Raw genomic sequence first — 15795 nt, forward strand, 5'->3', positions numbered from 1 at the left:
ACGCTCCCGTCCAGCGGCGGCCCTTGGGCTGCGCCGATTCATATTTCAACGTTATGTCAAAATCGTTGTCGCCGCCCCGCCGCTGGCGCAGAGTCTGATTCGCTCGCGCAGAGCCAATGACGTGTGCATGGGAGGACAAGCATGCGCGTATGGGTGCTGAGAAGCGTATTCGCGGCCGGCGTTGCGGCCCTTTTGACAGCGTGCGGCGGACAACAGACTCAACAGGCCGGCGCCGCCCCGGCCAGTTCAAGCTCCGAAGGCGGCGCTCAGGTCGCCCTGACAGGCTGCCCCAGCCCGGCCGCCACGGGATCGTGCATCATCATGAAGGGGCAGGGCGGCAAGCTCTATGACGTCACCAACGCCTCGCCCAAGATCAACCTGTCGTCCGGGCACGCCGTGTCGGTGACCGGCAGCGAGACGACCACGCCCTCGGCCTGCGGCGCGGCGGCGACGGTCCTGGCCGACGCCCAGTCGAGCGAACTGGGCATGAAGTGCGGGATCGCGGCGCCTCCGGCGGCGGCCAGCGCGGCCGGCGACAAGGGCAAGGCGGCCGGCTAGGGCCCGGATCAGGTCGAGCGGGAACGCGCCTGGCGGGCGGGCGGCTGCGGAGACGGCCGCAGCCGGCCGCGCCTGAGCGCGAGAAAGTTCCGTTCGGCCGCCGTTCCCGACAGCCGGATGGCGTCGTCATAGGCTTGCTCGGCGTGCTCGACCTCGCCCAGGCGAGCCAGGATGTCGGCCCTGACGGCGTGATAGGGCTGGTAGCCTTCAAGCGGAGCGGCGATCGCGGCGAGGCGCCCGAACGCCGCCCTCGGGCTGTCGGCGTAGGACAGGGCGACGATCCTGTTCAATTCGAACACCGGATTGGGCCTGACCGTGATCAGCGCGTCGTAGATCAGGGCGATCTCGCGCCAGTCGGTGTCGGCGAACGACGGCGCATGGGCGTGGAGGGCCGCGACGGCCGCCTGGAGCTGATAGGCGCCCGGCCGCCCCCGTCGGAGCGCATCCCGCAGCCGCCGTTCGCCTTCGTCGATCAGGGCTCGGTCCCAGAGCGCGCGGTCCTGGTCTTCGAGGGAGGCCATCTCGCCCGCCGCGTCGATCCGGGCGGCGCTGCGCGCGTGATGCAGCAGCATCAGGGCCAGCAGTCCTTCGACCTCCGGCTCGCCGGCGCTCAACGAGGCCAGGATGCGGCAGAGCCTGATCGCCTCGTCGCGCAGGTCGGCGCGCGGGGCCTGGTCCGACGAAGCGGCGTAGCCTTCGTTGAAGATCAGGTAGACGACCTCCAGCACCGCCTCCATCCGCATGGGCCAGTCCTCGGGGCCCGGCGTCGCGTAGGGAATGCCGGCCTTGGCGATCTTGTGGCGGGCTCGCACCAGCCGCTGGGCCATCGCATCCGCGCCGACCACGAAGGCGCGGGCGATCTCCTCGGTCTTCAGGCCGCACACCGAGCGCAGGGTCAGGGCCACGCTGGTCCTGCGGTCGAGCGCCGGGTGGCAGCAGGTGAAGATCAGCTTCAGGCGCTCGTCGGCGATGAAATCGTCGTCGGGCTCCTCCGGCGCGGCGTTGTCCAGCGCGATGAGGGCGGCCAGCTCGGCGGATTTCGAGCGGAAGTTGGCGGCCCGGCGGATGCGGTCGATCGCCTTGCGCTGAGCGGTGCGCATGATCCAGGCCGAGGGCGCGCGGGGCGGGCCGTTGCGGCTCCAGTGGGCGAGGGCCGATTCCAGCGCGTCCTGCAGGCTGTCCTCGGCCAGCTGGAAATCTCGCAGATGGGCGATCAGGCGCGACAGCAGGCGGCCGCCGTCCTGGCGGACGAGGGCGTCGATCTCGTCGGAGACCTGGGTTCCCGCCGTCGCGCCCACGCTCACGGGCGCGCCGAGAGGTTCCGGATGGGCCGGACCTCGACCGCGCCGGAGGCGGCCGTCGGGATCATCGCCGCGTAGCGGATGGCCTCGTCCAGGTTGGCGCATTCGAAGATGTAGTAGCCGCCGAGCTGTTCCTTGGATTCGGCGAAGGGGCCGTCCAGGGTTTCGGTGCGGCCGTCGCGCACGGTGACGGTGGTGGCCGTGGAGCTGGCCTCCAGGGCGTCGCCGGCGACGAGGACGCCGTCCCGCGCGAACCGTTCGTTGGCCGCCTGATAGGCCGCCATGAACGGCCCGAACTCGGGCGAGCCGTATTCGGGCGACGAGCCTGGAACGGAATAGATCAAGGCCATGTATCTCAAGGGATGCTCCTTCGTGACGAGGTCCCGGACGGTCGGAACCGGCGATGACGAACGGGGCGGCCGTCGATCGACAGCCGCCCCTTGGGAAAATTCAGCGTAGCGACCAAAGGAGGTATACGACCGCGCCGATCAGCGAAAGTTGAGTCCCCACGCCGCCGAGGATGCGCAGCGGCGACAGCACGCGGGTCGCGTCGAGCCCGACGAGGTGGCTGATCCGCGCCAGCGCCAGAACGGCGCCCATGGCGTGCAGTCCGGCGGGGGAGAGGCCGCGCGCCTCGCACAGGCCCATCAGGATCAGCGCGAGCGGCGCGTTCTCCATGAGGTTGCCGTGCCGACGGACCCAAAGGGCGAGGTCGCGGTCGTCGCCGTGCAGGATCGATATGCCGGATCGCCCGCGCTTGGCGCTGACGATGTTGGCGACGACGACGGCGAGGATCGTCAGCAGCGAGGCGTAAAGCGCGGTCAGTTGAAAAGGCATCCAGGAGACTCCGTTCGTGAGGTTGCGGGCCTCTGACGAACGAGATCGCCTGGATCGACACGCCGAGGCGCGTCGTTTGAATTTTCGCGGCCGGGGACGAGCGGCGACCTGGCCGCCCGACGCCCGGCCGGGCGGTCAGCGGGCCCGGGTCTGGCCGGTCTGGCCGTCGAGGTCCATCAGTCCGTTGAGGCGGATGTTGGCGTAGCTCGGGCCCTGCGGCGTGACGGTGACGAACATGGTGTGGTCCATGACGCCGGGCCCCTGCTTGTGGCCGATGCCGCCGGTGGTGCCCATGTCGATATAGTCGCGGCCGTCGCGCACCTCGTGGGTGAAGTAGTGGTTGTGGCCGGCGAACACCGTGTAGGGCTTGTCCTTCAACAGGGCCTCGATGCGGCCCCAGTTGGTGCTCTTCACCTTCCAGGCCGGCTTGTGCATGAACACGAACACCTGCCTGGCGTCCTTGTGGGCGGCCAGGGTGTCGCGCACGAAGGCGATCTGCTTGTCGCTGAAGTTGGCGACGTTGAGGGCGTCGGCCTCGGCCTTGGCCTTCACCGCGGCCGGATCGTCGGAGGCCGGCTTGCCCGCCTTCTCGCGCGCCTCGGCCTCGGCGTAGAAGGCGTCGATCATCTTGGCCACGCCGTCGGGGTCCTTGGCCATGCCGGCCACCGTGCCGTGGAACTGGGCGGCCATGGCCGGCGACATCGGCGTCGGCGGGTCCTCGCTGTCGAGGGCGATGAACAGCGCTCCCTTGTAGGCGAAGGCGTAGTATTCCGCCCCGTGGCGCTGGCGCCAGACGTCGAGCATGACGCCGTTGCCGAGGTCGTGGTTGCCGGGCACGAAGATGAACGGGCGGCCCGAGCCGCGGGCGAACCCTTCGACCTGGTCCCACATGGCGGTCAACTCGGCCCGGTCCTCGGTGTAGCCCTCGATCATGTCGCCGACGTCGATGATGAAGTCGGGCTGCAGCCAGCCGATCTGCTTCATCGCCTGTTCGAACACGCCCGGACGGGCCAGGCCCGTGCGGTCGCCGACTACGGCGAAACGCAGCGGCCCGCCGTTGTTCTCGGGCGCGGCGGTCCACGGCGTCGCGCCGGAATAGGCCCGGTCGGGCGTGAAGGCGGCGGGCGTCGCCCCCTTGGGCGCGGCCAGGGCGGGGGAACAGGCGCAGGCCGCGACGGCGGCGAGCAGGGTGAGTTTTCGCAGGAACATGGGCGGCCTCGCGATGCTGACGGATATATCGTTACGTTGACGTATCGATAATTTGCGACAGCGCGGCGATGGGCCGGTGACGGTTTTAAGAACGGGCGCGCCGCCCTCAGCCCAGGCGCTTGCGCAGAACCACGAAGCACAGGTCGTCCCGCTTGGGCGCGCCGAACCGGTCGTCGCCATAGGGGAAAGGCTCGGTCTCGCCGGTCTGGTCGTAGCCGCGCCGGGCGTACCAGGCCAGCAGGGCTTCGCGGACGTTGACGACCGTCATCCTGATCGAGACGCCGCCGTGGGCGCGGGCCCAGTCTTCCGCCGCCGCGAGCAGCCTGCGGCCCTGTCCGCCGTTTTGCCGGCGCGGATCGATGGCGAGCGAACCCAGGTACCAGGCGCCGTCGTCTTCCGGCTCCAGCCAGACGCAGCCGAGCAGGGCGCCGTCCAACTGGCGCCAGAGCAGCAAGACCGCCTCCGGACTGGCCGCCATGTCCTGGCGCAGCAGGGCCTCGGTCGTGCGGTCGCCGTCGATATAGTCGACCTCGGTCCAGGCCGGATCGGCGTCCCGCCCGCGATAGGCCAGGTTCATCAGCGCGACCACCGCCGGGATGTCGGCGTCGGCGGCGGGAACGAGGTCCAGCGGCGCGGCGTCGGCCGCCCGCCGGTTGAGGGGGCGCGCCGCCAGCCGGGTCTCGATCTCGGCGATCTGTTCGAGCAAGGGGCCGGAAAGGTCGTCCGTCACCGCCCTTACGGCCGCCTCGATGAGAGGCCAGACCTCGCGCTTCGAGACCGCCATGGCGCGCTCGCCGTCGGCGGACAGCGACACGCGCTTCTGGCGTCGGTCGCTGTCGCTGCGGCTGATTTCGACCAGCCCGGCCTCGGCCAGCCGGCCGGCGTTCTTGGTGACGGCCGGCTGGCTCATGCGCATGGCCAGGGCCAGTTCGCCGATGGTCTGGGGCCCGCGCTCGTCGAGCGCGGCGAGCAGGGGGTATTGGCCGGGCTGGATCGGGAGGCCGGCGCGCTGGGCCACCAGTATGACGTCGGCCTGCATCTGCTCGGCCAGCCGCTTCAGGCGGCTGCCGAGGAAGAGATGTCGGCCTTCGCGGAGGATGTCGGATGTCATGTTCGCGCCCTCGATTTCCATAACCAGTTATGGATTTGCCGCGCGAGCATGTCCAGGCGGGGCGCGAGGCGGCGCCGCCGCACATCGGCGCGCGCGTCGCGAAATCGTCACCGAACCATCTCCGGGGCGTCAACTAATAACGATACGGAGCCGTCACGTAAATTTTCCAGGCGGCGGAGTTGACGATGTTCGATCGATCGGGCGGGCGCGGTGTTGGCGTCGGGCGTGTAGGCGCCTGTGCGGCGCTGGGAGTGTTGCTGGCGACGACCAGCCTGTCTTCGAGCCGCGCATGGGCGGCCGGAAGCGAAAGCGAGGCGGGCGACGCCGGGTCGGCCAAGGTCGAGGAGATCGTGGTGACGGCGCGCAAGCGGGCCGAACGGGCCCAGGACGTGCCGATCGCCATCACCGCCATCGCCGGCCGGGCGCTGCGGGACGGCGAGCATCTGCGCATCGAGGACCTCAACCAGTTCGCGCCCAGCGCCAACATCGTCATCCCCAGCCCGCACCAGACCAGCTTCGCCATCCGCGGCATCGGCTCGAACCCCGGCAACGACGGGCTGGAGCAGAGTGCGGGCCTGTTCCTCGACGGCGTCTATCTCGGCCGGCCGGGCATGGCCGCCACCGACCTGAGCGACATCAACCAGATCGAGTTGCTGCGCGGCCCGCAGGGCACGCTGTTCGGCAAGAACACCACGGCCGGCGCGCTGAACATCACCACCGCCGCGCCGAGCTTCACGCCGCAGTTCACCGGCCAGGCCTCGTTCGGCAATTACGACTACCGGCAGTTCCAGGGCACGGTTTCGGGCCCGCTGATCGGCGACGTGCTGGCCGGGCGGCTGACCGCCTACAAGACCATGCGCGAAGGGCCGGTGCGCGACGTCACCACCGGGACGCGGCTGAACGGCGTCGACCGGCAGGGCGTGCGCGGGCAGCTGCTGTACCAGCCGGACGACGGGTTCAGCGTGCGGCTGATCGGCGAGCTCCACTACGAGGGCGACACCAACGGCGCGACGCTGATCAACAGCATGGGCGCGACCCCGGCGGCCTTCCAGGCCAAGCTGGCCGCGGCCGGCGCCGCGATCGCGGTCGATCCGGACGGCCTGACCACCGCCACCAACGACCCGACCCTGATCAAGACCCGGCAGGCGGCGATCTCGGCCGAGGTCAACTGGAAGGTCGGCGAGCTGACCCTGACCTCGATCACCGCCTACCGGAACTGGTTCTATTCGTCCTATTCGGACGTCGACGGCTCGAACAAGTCCATCCTCAACGCCGGCTATTCGGTGCGCGACAACCAGTTCAGCCAGGAGCTGCGGGCGGCCACGCCCAAGGGCGGCCGGATCGAGGCTGTGGCCGGGGCCTATTACTTCCGCCAGAACCTCGAGATGGACCAGATCACCCAGTACGGGCCGCAGGCGGCCTCTTACCTGTCGGGGATTCCCGACGCGCTGCTGCCGACCTATGCGCGGTTCTCGCCGGCCCTGGCCACGCTGATGGCCTACAACAACAGCCGCTGGGACATCTGGGCGACGCCCGAAACCCGCAGCTACGCCCTGTTCGCCCAGGCGACCTGGCGGATCGACCCGCAATGGGCCCTGACCGCCGGCCTGCGCGAGACCTACGAGACCAAGTCCGAACGCGTCTGGCGGCCCAACCCGACCAACGTCTTCACCGGCCAGCCTTCGGCGGCTCTGGCGTTCGCGACCTATCCGTCGACTCGGGTCGAAATCTCCAACTGGGCGCCGTCGGGCGTGCTCACCCTCGACTACAAGCCGAAGCCGGACGTCATGGTCTACGCCACGCTCTCGCGCGGCCAGAAGGCGGGTGGGGTCAACGCCACCGTGCCCGGGCCGCTGGGCGCCGACTCCCTGAAGGTGCGGCCCGAGGTCGCGACCAGTTTCGAGCTGGGCGTGAAGAGCCAGCTTTTCGACAAGCGGCTGCAGCTCAATGTCGACCTGTTCGACACCGGCGTCGACGACTACCAGGCGACCTATATCGCCACCCCGGCCGGCGGCGGGAGCTCGGTGCAGCTGCTGACCAATGTCGGCCGGGTGCGCACGCGCGGCGTCGAGGTCGAGGCGACGGCCGCGCCGGTCGCCGGCCTGAGCCTGTCCGTCGCCGCCTCCTACAACGACGCGAACTACGCCTCGTATCCGAACGCCCCGTGTCCGGCCGAGGCCCCGGCCGGGCAGGCGTCGTGCGACCTGTCGGGCCGGCCGGTGGCCGGCGCGCCGCGCTGGATCGTCAATCTGGGCGGCGCCTATGAACACGATCTCGGCGCCGGGCTGCAGGGTTTCGTCGGCGGCTCCTATTCCTGGCGCTCGTCCTATTACGGCTATCTCGACAACTCGGCCTTCGTCCGCGTCGACGCCTACGGCCTGCTGAACCTGAACCTCGGCGTGCGCAGCCGGACCGGCTGGCAGGTCTCGGTCTGGGGCAAGAACCTGCTCGATGAACACTATGTCGGCAGCTATCTGAACTTCGGCTCGCTGCTGCCGGGGGTGTATGTCCCGTACTTCGGCGATCCGCGCACCTACGGCGTGACCCTGCGGGCGTCGTTCTGACCGGGACCGTGGACACGCCGGCGCGGCCGGGCTGGCCGCGCCGGCCGTGGCGTGCATATTCAACCCAAGGAAGCGAAAGCCGAGTGACCGCCTTGCAGACCACGTCGACCGACGGATCGCCGACCCTGGAACCGGCGGGCGAAGAGGAGCGTGGGCGCGGGCGGCCGCGCGACGCCGGCATCGACGTCGCCATCCGCGAGGCGGCGTGGGGCCTGCTCGGCGAGGTCGGCTACGAGGCCCTGACCTTCGAGGCGGTGGCCGAGCGGGCCGGCTGCAGCCGGCCGGCGCTCTATCGCCGGTTCTCGTCCAAGGGCGAGCTGGTGCGGGCGGTGGTGCACGCCACGGCGCGGGTCTACGAACCCGATCCGGCGGTCCTGGCCGATCCGGCCGGGGCGCTGATCGCCCATGTGCAAGGCTCGATCCGCTATCTCGCCTCGGCCGACGGCGGGGCGGTCCTGGCCCTGTCGCAGGCGCGCCGCCGCGATCCGCTGCTGTCGGCGATTCTCGACGAGGTGCTGGCGGCCGAGCGCAGCTTCTACGTCCATGCGCTGGAGGCGGCGGTCGGCGGGGAGGGGAGGTTCGACGCGATTCTCATCGCCGACGCCCTGATCGGCGCGGTGATGTTCCGGGTGGTGATGTGCCAGGGCGCGCTGGGGCTGGAGGAGATCGAAATCCTGGTCGATCAGGCCCTTTCCCAGGCGCGGAAGTCGGCGCGTTGAGCCGTCCTGGCCGACGGGATTTTCCTTGCGTTGGGATCGGCGCTGAGGCATACGGCGCCTTCAGCCTTAAATGCCAGTGTAGCTCGATCGGCGCCGTCTTCGTCGCTTCAAGAAGAACGCCCCCCTGCACTGACTAGGGTTGAACGAAGGAGTGTAGCTCAGCTGGTAGAGCATCGGTCTCCAAAACCGAGGGTCGTGGGTTCGAGTCCCCCCACTCCTGCCACTATCTGTATGGATCAGGCGTCGCGGTCGTCGCGCCGCCGGGTCTGTTTGAAAGAGTCGTGAGCCGTTCGATGGCCAAGAAACCGGGCTCCGGCCTGTCCGCGATGAAGAGCCGCGCCGCCAAGACGGCCGCCGCCGCCGTCGCGCCCTCCACGCAGGCGACCGCCAGCGCGCCGGCCGCGCCGAAGAAGCGGACCTCGCCGATGCAGTTCGCGCGCGAAGTTCGCGCCGAGGCGCGTAAGATCACCTGGACCACCCGCAAGGAGACCTGGATCACCTCGGTGATGGTGTTCATCATGGTCGTGGTGACGGCGGGCTTTTTCTTCGTGGTCGACGCGGGCCTGAGCTTCGGCGTCAATCAACTGCTGAAGCTGGCGAACGCCGGGTAAGACAATGAACGCCGAAACGAACGCCGAAACCGCCGCCTCCAATCCGCGCCACAAGTGGTACATCGTCCACGCCTACTCGAATTTCGAGAAGAAGGTGGCCGAGTCGATCCGCGAGCAGGCGCACGCCCAGGGCCTGGACGACAAGTTCTCCGAGATCCTGGTGCCGACCGAGGACGTGGTCGAGATCCGCCGCGGCCGCAAGGTCAATTCCGAACGCAAGTTCTTCCCCGGCTACGTCCTGGTGAAGATGGACCTCACCGACGAGGCCTATCACCTGGTCAAGAACACGCCGAAGGTGACGGGCTTCCTGGGCTCGGGCTCCAAGCCGATGCCGGTCTCCGAGAAGGAGGTCCAGCGCATCGTCGGCGCCATCGAAGAGGGCGTCGAGCGTCCGAAGCCCACGATCAGCTTCGAGATCGGCGAGAACGTCCGCGTCACCGACGGTCCGTTCGCCAGCTTCAACGGCTCGGTCGAGCACGTCGACGAGGAGCGGACCCGCCTGCGCGTCACCGTGTCGATCTTCGGCCGCGCCACGCCGGTCGAGCTGGAATACGGCCAGGTCGAGAAGATCGCCTGATCCGGCGGCCTGGCCTCGCGGCCGGGCCCGCCTCATTGCCTTTGGATCGTCAGGCTGCTAAATGGCCGCCCTTCGCAAGAGGGCGGTCCCGCTTGCGATCCCAAATCCGTGGGAGGGGCGCCACCCCGCACCACGGCCTAGCCGGTCGGACATCCGACCAACGAGGAGAACCATGGCTAAGAAAATCCTGGGCTACATCAAGCTCCAGGTGAAGGCGGGCTCGGCCACGCCTTCACCGCCCATCGGCCCGGCTCTGGGTCAGCGCGGCGTCAACATCATGGGCTTCTGCAAGGAGTTCAACGCGCGCACCGAGAACGTCGCCAAGGGCACCCCGCTGCCGACGGTCATCACCGTCTATCAGGACAAGTCGTTCACCTTCGTCACCAAGACCCCGCCGGCCACCTTCTACCTGAAGGAAGCCGTGGGCATTCAGTCGGGCGCCAAGACCACCGGCCGCGAGACTGTCGGCGAAGTGACGCGCACCCAGCTGCGCGAGATCGCCGAGAAGAAGATGAAGGACCTGAACGCCAACGACATCGAGGCGGCGGCCCGCATCATCGAAGGCTCGGCCAAGGCCATGGGCCTGAAGATCGTGGAGGCCTAAGCCATGACCAAGATCGCTAAGCGCATCACGGCCTGGGAAGGCGACCGCAACGTCAATCACGCGCTCAACGACGCCGTGAAGCTGGTCAAGGCCAACGCCAAGGCCAAGTTCGACGAAACCATCGAGATCTCGGTCAACCTGGGCGTCGACCCGCGTCACGCCGACCAACAGGTCCGCGGCGTGGTCAACCTGCCGTCGGGCACCGGCCGCGACGTCCGCGTCGCCGTCTTCGCCAAGGACGCCAAGGCCGCCGAAGCCACCGCCGCCGGCGCCGAAGTGGTCGGCGCCGAAGACCTGGTCGAAAAGATCCAGGGCGGTTTCATGGACTTCGACCGCGTCATCGCCACCCCGGACATGATGGCCCTGGTCGGCCGTCTGGGTAAGGTGCTGGGCCCGCGCGGCCTGATGCCGAACCCCAAGGTCGGCACCGTGACCCCGAACGTCGCCCAGGCCGTCAAGGACGCCAAGGGCGGCGCCATCGAGTTCCGCGTCGAGAAGGCCGGCATCATCCACGCCGGCATCGGCAAGGCCTCGTTCACCGAGGACGCCCTGGTGGCCAACATCAAGGCCCTGGTCGAGGCGCTGAACCGCTCCAAGCCGTCGGGGGCCAAGGGCCTCTACATCAAGAGGATTTCGCTGTCCTCGACGATGGGCCCGGGCTTCAAGATCGACACCGCGTCGATCGGCGCGTAAGCCGCTTCATCCGCAAGGATCGTTGAACGGGCGGGTCCGCGAGGGCCCGCCCGTTTTCGTTTCTGGCCTGGGTTTGGAGACCCTGCGCCCCGCTCATCCTTGTTTGCGCCCGTCGCCAGCGAAGGCCGGGAGCCTGGGCGCGCGGCCTTGAGGTCCCTCAGTCGCCTCCGGTCAGGTCGCGGCGGGCCTTCTCCAGCTCCTCGGCGTAGCGGCGGGTGGCGTAGGCCTCGGCCAGCACCCCCAGCACCTCGCCGTCCTCGCCCAGGACCGCCAGTTCGTCGCTCTGGGTCTCGTCGAAGGCGGCCATGATGTCCTTGATCGACATCTCCGGCGTCAGCGCCTGGTCACGGCGCACGGCCAGCTGTCCGACGGTCTGGACGTCGCCCGGCGGGTCGTAGACCCGGGCGGCGGGCACGATGCCGGCGTAGCGGCCGGCCGCGTCGAGGGCCACGGCGCGGCGGGTCGAGCCGAGCGGGAAGCGGCGGCGATACTCGTCCAGGGTGGCGTCGGCGGCGATGGTCGGCGGCTCCTTGCGCATCATCCGTCCGGCGGTCAGCGTGCGCAGCCAGCCGACGTCGTGGGCGCTGCGGATGGTCTCGCCGCGCAGGTGCAGCCGCCAGGTCGAGAACGAGTAGCCGAAGGTCTCGCGCACCAGCAGGCTGGCGAACAGCGAGGCGGTCAGGGCGGCGGCGGTGACGCCGAAGTCGCCGGTGGTCTCCAGCACCAGGAACGACATGGTGAACGGGCCGCCGACGACGGCCACCGCCAGCGCGCCCATGCCGACCAGGCCGGCCGTGACCGGGTCGACGGCGAGGTCGGGGCCGGCGAAGGCCAGCAGCGCGGCGAACAGCCGACCGACCAGCGAGCCCAGGAACAACGAGGCGAAGAACAGGCCGCCCCGGAAGCCGAAGCCCAGGGCCAGGATCGAGGCCAGGGCCTTGGTCCCGATCAGGAACAGCAGGGTGGCGATGGTCAGCTGGGCGGCGAGGTCGACGTGCAGGGCGCCGTGTCCGGCCGAAAGGGTCTGCGGCGCGATGAAGGCCAGCCCGGTCAGGGCCAGGCCGCCGACCGCCGGGCGCAGCCAGCGGGGCAGGGGAGAGCGGGAGATCCAGCGGTCGCTGGTCGCCACCAGCCGCATGATCGCCACGCCGAACCCGGCGCAGATCAGGCCGAGGCCGGCGTAGAGCACATAGTCCGGCGGGGTCAGCGGCTGGGCGGCGGCGGTCTGGATGACATAGGGCGTCAGGTGCAGCGTCCGCGCCACCAGGGCGCCGGCCAGGGCGGCGGCGGCCACCGGGGCGATGTTGGAGACGGTGTAGGAGCCGATGACGATCTCGAAGGCGTAGAAGGCGCCGGTGAACGGCGCGCCGAACGCGGCGGCGATCGCCGCGCCGGCCCCGGCGCCGACGAAGGTGCGCATGTCGCTGCGGCGCAGGTTCAGCCAGCGGCCGATCACCGAGGCCCAGGCGCCGCCGAGCTGGGCGTAGGCCGCCTCCAGCCCGACCGAGGCGCCGAAGCCGTTGGAGATCACCGTCTGCAGCGAGACGAACAGGCTGTCGCGCACCGACATGCGGCCGCCGTGCAGGGCGTTGGCCTCGACCGGGTCGACCGCCGGCTTCGGCCGCCAGCGCGTCCAGGCCCAGGTGACGACGCCGAGCAGCAAGCCGCCGGCCGGCAGCACCAGCAGCGCCGAGGGCGGCAGGGCCGGGATGGCGCTGAGGCGCGCGTCGACGTCGATGTGGTAGAACAGCCGTTGCAGCAGATGCGCCAGCGAGCCCAGGGCCAGGGCGGTGGCGCCGGCCACGCCGCCCAGGGCGGCGGCGACCGCCACGAGCCACAGTTCGCTGGAACGCGTCCGCGTCCTCAGCCAGACCAGGGGACGGAAGATGAGGCGGTCTCGTCCGTTCACAGGCCCGGCTTACGTCAGGCGCGCCCTGGAAGCCAAGCGAAAGGCGCGGGCGAGGGGCGGTTGAATTTTCCAAAGCAAGCGTGTAAGGACCCGCGTTCCGTCGCTGGCTTCCGGCCGGCGGCGATCCTGTCCGTGAACTACGGGGCTTGGGGGCCGCCCAAGCCGTAAGTGAGGAAGAGCCCTTCCTCGCCGTTGGGAGACGGGGATAGAGAGCCCGCGAAATTCGTCCCTCACGGGATGGGCGTGCGGCCGACTTTCCTTAAGGACAGGCTGATTTGGCTTTCGCCATGGGAGCGATCCCGGGGCGCAGGCCGACGTCGGCTGTCGGAATCGTCCGGCCGCCTAACCGAGTAACGGAGACCGCAATGGACCGCGCTCAAAAAGCGGAGTCGATCGAGACGCTCAAGGGCGTCCTCGCTGATTCCGGCGCTGTCGTCGTGACCCACTACATGGGTCTGACAGTTGCGGAAATGACCGATCTGCGCCTTCGCCTCCGCAAGGAAGGCGCGGCGCTGAAGGTGGTGAAGAACACCCTCGTCCAGAAGGCTCTGGACGGCGCGGCCGGTGAAGCGGGCGACGCCCTCTTCGTGGGCCCCGTCGCCATCGCCTATGGCGCCGATCCGGTGTCCGCCGCCAAGGTCGTGACCCAGTACGCCAAGGACAATGACAAGTTCAAAGTCATCGGCGGCCTGCTGGGCCAAACGACCGTTCTGGACGAGAAGGCCGTCAAGGCCCTGGCCACGCTGCCCTCGCTCGACCAGATCCGCGCCCAGCTCATCGGCCTGGTGCAAGCCCCCGCGACCAAGGTCGCCGGCGTGCTGCAGGCTCCGGCTGGCCAACTGGCCCGCGTCTTCAACGCCTATGCGACCAAAGACGCCGCCTAAGGTCATCTCCCCAACACCTCCCATCCTTCTGAGGAACTTTAAAAATGTCGAAGCTTGAAAAGCTGGTCGAAGACCTGTCCGCCCTGACCGTCCTGGAAGCCGCTGAGCTGTCCAAGCTGCTGGAAGAAAAGTGGGGCGTCTCGGCCGCCGCTCCGGTCGCCGTCGCCGTCGCCGCTCCGGGCGGCGCTGCTCCGGCCGAAGCCGCCGAAGAGCAAACCGAGTTCACCGTCGTGCTCACCGCCGGCGGCGACAAGAAGATCAACGTGATCAAGGAAGTCCGCGGCATCCGTTCGGACCTGGGTCTGAAGGAAGCCAAGGACCTGGTCGAAGGCGCTCCGCAGAACGTCAAGGAAAACATCTCCAAGGCCGAAGCCGAAGAGATCAAGAAGAAGCTGGAAGAAGCCGGCGCGACCGTCCAGATCAAGTAATCTGGCGCAGACGCAAGTCTGTCGCACCGAAAGGGGAGCGCCTTGGCGCTCCCCTTTTTCTTTGGGCGCGGCTCAGCGGCGCGCGCCGTCTCGCAGATCGGAGGAGATCGCGCGCAGGGCGCGCATGGCCCGGGCGCGGTCGCTCTCGCCCTCGGTCGGCGGCAGGGGGATGTCGGGCGCGACCCCGGCCACCTCGTCGGCGCCGTCGGCGCGCAGGCGCACGCAGTTGGGCAGGCGGAACCGCAGTCGCGAGTTGGACAGGACCACGGGCTTGGCCTCGGTCATGAAGCCGCAGCCGTCGCCGCCGGTGCGCACGCCGATCAGCCTGGCCGCGCCGTTGTCCTTCATCACCGCGGCGAACATCTCCGCCGACGAATAGCTCTTGGCGTTGGTCAGGACGTAGGCCGGTCCGGTCCAGGCGCCGAAATGGGCTTCGACGGTCGAGGCCGAGGAAAGCTTGCCGGCGAGGTCGGCGTCGCCGAAGGCGCCCTTGGGCAGGCCGCTCAGCGCCCCGCCGGCGAACCCGGCGTCGACGAGCCGGCTGCACCCTTGCGGCCGCCAGGGGCGCTGTTCGCGCCAGGCCCAGGACAGGTCGCAGCCGCGGGCGGGAATGGCCGCCTTCTGGCGCGTGAAGAAGGCGACGGCCTCGCGCCGGGCGGCTTCGCCCTCGGCGGACGGCTTGCCGGCGGGCGGCTTGCGCAGGTCGTCCAGTTCGTCGTCGAAATAGGCCGCGGCCTCGGGGCCGGCGGTCATCATCAGCCGGGCCGAGGACACCGGCCTGTCGGTGAACAGCCGCGCCGTCCAGTCGCCGCTGTCGTCGCCGCCGCCGTTGCCGCCGACGTCGATCAGCACCGCCCTGGCGCCGGCCGCGCGGGCGGCCTCGAGCTGGCGGGCGAGGGCGGCGAACCAGGCCTGCCGGGCCGCGCGGCGCACGGTCTCGGCGTCGACGGGCCCGCTCTTCGGCCACGCCGCCAGGCAGGCGGCCGGGAAGGGCTTGGCCCGGAAGTTCTGGATGCGCACCACGGCGAGGCGGCCGCCGTCCGGAAGGGCGGCCAGGCCCGCCCGGAACGGCGAGGCCAGGCCGTCCGAGGTGAGCTGGAAGCCGGGCAGGGTCTCGAACGGCAGCGAAAAGGCGGTCGAGGCGGTCGAGGCGTAGCCGAGCGCGGCGCAGCCGCCGGCGGGATCGTCGGCGCGCAGGGCCGGCTTGGGCGGTTCGGGCTCGATCGGCCCGGAAGCGGCCGCGAGATAGGGGAGTTCGGAGAAGTGCCCGTCATGGAAGCCGTCGACGAAGGCGAGCAGGGCGCGCCTGGCGTCGTCGTCGCCCTGGGCGGCCTCGATCGCCGCGCGGGTCCGCCGGTCGAGGGCGGGAGCGTCGATCCCGCTCTGCGGCGACGCCATCCAGGCCAGGTTGGCGTAGGAGCGTTCGAGCGCCGACTTCAACTGATCGAAGTCCGCGAGCCAGGCGGCGCGGTCGAAGGCCGCCGACGGCGAGGCCGCCAGCGCGGTCGCCAGCGCCAGGGCGGCGCCCACGATGCGGTCTCGATTGTTCATAGGCCTTTCCCCCGACGGCGACCTTGTCTTGGCTGGCAATACGGCGGATTTTCGACGCGGTCGCCGGGGAAAAGAAAGCGAACAAAAGGCTTCCCTTTCTGAAGGGCAGGGATTAGATATCCCCCTTCACGAAGAGATTCGGGCGGATTCCGCGCGTTTGCGCTTGTCCGTTTTACGCCCCGAGGCGCGGTCCGCCGCCCTCCGACCAGCGCGAAGGGGCGCCCTGAAGGTCCTGAACT

Annotated in this window: 16 protein-coding genes and 1 tRNA gene; 10 read left to right on the top strand and 7 right to left on the bottom strand. The window is 69.6% G+C overall.

Annotation, left to right across the window (positions count from 1 at the left end; translation table 11 throughout):
* Positions 1–321: 321 nt before the first annotated feature.
* A complete protein-coding gene (locus C5708_RS11350) occupies positions 322–558 on the top strand; it encodes a hypothetical protein (RefSeq protein ID WP_242921119.1) in 237 nt (78 codons plus the stop codon).
* 8 nt (positions 559–566) lie between these two features.
* Here the strand turns inward: C5708_RS11350 and C5708_RS11355 are convergent, their stop codons facing one another.
* The 5 genes from C5708_RS11355 to C5708_RS19540 all read right to left on the bottom strand — a co-directional run bounded on the left by C5708_RS11355 (position 567) and on the right by C5708_RS19540 (position 5016).
* Positions 567–1862, bottom strand: a complete 1296-nt coding sequence (locus C5708_RS11355) for a sigma-70 family RNA polymerase sigma factor (protein ID WP_242921121.1) — start codon at positions 1860–1862, stop codon at positions 567–569.
* A complete protein-coding gene (locus tag C5708_RS11360; RefSeq protein WP_242921161.1) occupies positions 1859–2209 on the bottom strand; it encodes a YciI family protein in 351 nt (116 codons plus the stop codon). The genes C5708_RS11355 and C5708_RS11360 overlap by 4 nt, the downstream gene beginning before the upstream one ends.
* Before the next feature lie 100 nt (positions 2210–2309).
* Positions 2310–2696, bottom strand: a complete 387-nt coding sequence (locus C5708_RS11365; RefSeq protein WP_242921123.1) for an MAPEG family protein — start codon at positions 2694–2696, stop codon at positions 2310–2312.
* 135 nt (positions 2697–2831) lie between these two features.
* On the bottom strand, positions 2832–3905 hold the full coding sequence (locus C5708_RS11370; protein ID WP_242921125.1) for a metallophosphoesterase: 1074 nt from the start codon (positions 3903–3905) through the stop codon (positions 2832–2834).
* 106 nt (positions 3906–4011) lie between these two features.
* The gene (locus C5708_RS19540) at positions 4012–5016 is read right to left on the bottom strand and encodes a bifunctional helix-turn-helix transcriptional regulator/GNAT family N-acetyltransferase (protein ID WP_347567016.1); all 1005 of its coding nucleotides are present in this window, start codon (positions 5014–5016) and stop codon (positions 4012–4014) included.
* Between the two features lie 251 nt (positions 5017–5267).
* Between C5708_RS19540 and C5708_RS11385 the strand changes: the two genes are divergently transcribed.
* The 7 genes from C5708_RS11385 to rplA all read left to right on the top strand — a co-directional run bounded on the left by C5708_RS11385 (position 5268) and on the right by rplA (position 10784).
* Positions 5268–7580, top strand: a complete 2313-nt coding sequence (locus tag C5708_RS11385) for a TonB-dependent receptor (RefSeq protein WP_242921127.1) — start codon at positions 5268–5270, stop codon at positions 7578–7580.
* Between the two features lie 83 nt (positions 7581–7663).
* Entirely contained in the window at positions 7664–8299 is a 636-nt protein-coding gene (locus C5708_RS11390; protein ID WP_242921129.1) for a TetR/AcrR family transcriptional regulator, read from the top strand.
* Between the two features lie 147 nt (positions 8300–8446).
* A tRNA-Trp gene (locus C5708_RS11395) sits at positions 8447–8522 on the top strand.
* A gap of 70 nt (positions 8523–8592) precedes the next feature.
* Positions 8593–8910 (top strand): preprotein translocase subunit SecE, encoded by a 318-nt coding sequence (secE, locus tag C5708_RS11400; RefSeq protein WP_242921131.1) that lies wholly within the window; start codon positions 8593–8595, stop codon positions 8908–8910.
* A 4-nt stretch (positions 8911–8914) separates the two neighbouring features.
* Complete coding sequence (nusG, locus tag C5708_RS11405; RefSeq protein ID WP_242921133.1) at positions 8915–9487, top strand: transcription termination/antitermination protein NusG; 573 nt, start codon at positions 8915–8917, stop codon at positions 9485–9487.
* A gap of 172 nt (positions 9488–9659) precedes the next feature.
* Positions 9660–10091, top strand: coding sequence for a 50S ribosomal protein L11 (gene rplK, locus C5708_RS11410; protein WP_242921135.1), 432 nt, complete (start codon positions 9660–9662; stop codon positions 10089–10091).
* Between the two features lie 3 nt (positions 10092–10094).
* Positions 10095–10784: a 50S ribosomal protein L1 gene (gene rplA, locus C5708_RS11415; RefSeq protein ID WP_242921137.1), complete on the top strand. Its 690-nt coding sequence runs from the start codon at positions 10095–10097 to the stop codon at positions 10782–10784.
* Positions 10785–10941: 157 nt separating this feature from the next.
* Here the strand turns inward: rplA and C5708_RS11420 are convergent, their stop codons facing one another.
* Positions 10942–12693 (bottom strand): chloride channel protein, encoded by a 1752-nt coding sequence (locus C5708_RS11420; RefSeq protein ID WP_242921139.1) that lies wholly within the window; start codon positions 12691–12693, stop codon positions 10942–10944.
* A 365-nt stretch (positions 12694–13058) separates the two neighbouring features.
* Between C5708_RS11420 and rplJ the strand changes: the two genes are divergently transcribed.
* Positions 13059–13577: a 50S ribosomal protein L10 gene (gene rplJ / locus C5708_RS11425; RefSeq protein ID WP_242921141.1), complete on the top strand. Its 519-nt coding sequence runs from the start codon at positions 13059–13061 to the stop codon at positions 13575–13577.
* Between the two features lie 44 nt (positions 13578–13621).
* Positions 13622–14005: a 50S ribosomal protein L7/L12 gene (gene rplL / locus C5708_RS11430; RefSeq protein ID WP_242921143.1), complete on the top strand. Its 384-nt coding sequence runs from the start codon at positions 13622–13624 to the stop codon at positions 14003–14005.
* 72 nt (positions 14006–14077) lie between these two features.
* On the opposite strand, the gene C5708_RS11435 is transcribed toward rplL, so the two are convergent.
* Positions 14078–15556: a S41 family peptidase gene (locus C5708_RS11435; protein ID WP_242921145.1), complete on the bottom strand. Its 1479-nt coding sequence runs from the start codon at positions 15554–15556 to the stop codon at positions 14078–14080.
* Between the last annotated feature and the right edge of the window lie 239 nt (positions 15557–15795).

Source organism: Caulobacter sp. CCUG 60055 (assembly GCF_022750545.1).
Taxonomy (GTDB): Bacteria; Pseudomonadota; Alphaproteobacteria; order Caulobacterales; family Caulobacteraceae; genus PUIC01.

Coding starts and splice junctions, on each gene's coding strand:
- C5708_RS11350 (WP_242921119.1), top strand. CDS start 322: ATGAAGGGGCAGGGCGGCAAGCTCTATGACGTCACCAACGCCTCGCCC.
- C5708_RS11360 (WP_242921161.1), bottom strand. CDS start 2,209: ATGGCCTTGATCTATTCCGTTCCAGGCTCGTCGCCCGAATACGGCTCG.
- C5708_RS11365 (WP_242921123.1), bottom strand. CDS start 2,696: ATGCCTTTTCAACTGACCGCGCTTTACGCCTCGCTGCTGACGATCCTC.
- C5708_RS11370 (WP_242921125.1), bottom strand. CDS start 3,905: ATGTTCCTGCGAAAACTCACCCTGCTCGCCGCCGTCGCGGCCTGCGCC.
- C5708_RS19540 (WP_347567016.1), bottom strand. CDS start 5,016: ATGACATCCGACATCCTCCGCGAAGGCCGACATCTCTTCCTCGGCAGC.
- secE (WP_242921131.1), top strand. CDS start 8,593: ATGGCCAAGAAACCGGGCTCCGGCCTGTCCGCGATGAAGAGCCGCGCC.
- nusG (WP_242921133.1), top strand. CDS start 8,915: ATGAACGCCGAAACGAACGCCGAAACCGCCGCCTCCAATCCGCGCCAC.
- rplK (WP_242921135.1), top strand. CDS start 9,660: ATGGCTAAGAAAATCCTGGGCTACATCAAGCTCCAGGTGAAGGCGGGC.
- rplA (WP_242921137.1), top strand. CDS start 10,095: ATGACCAAGATCGCTAAGCGCATCACGGCCTGGGAAGGCGACCGCAAC.
- rplJ (WP_242921141.1), top strand. CDS start 13,059: ATGGACCGCGCTCAAAAAGCGGAGTCGATCGAGACGCTCAAGGGCGTC.
- rplL (WP_242921143.1), top strand. CDS start 13,622: ATGTCGAAGCTTGAAAAGCTGGTCGAAGACCTGTCCGCCCTGACCGTC.
- C5708_RS11435 (WP_242921145.1), bottom strand. CDS start 15,556: ATGAACAATCGAGACCGCATCGTGGGCGCCGCCCTGGCGCTGGCGACC.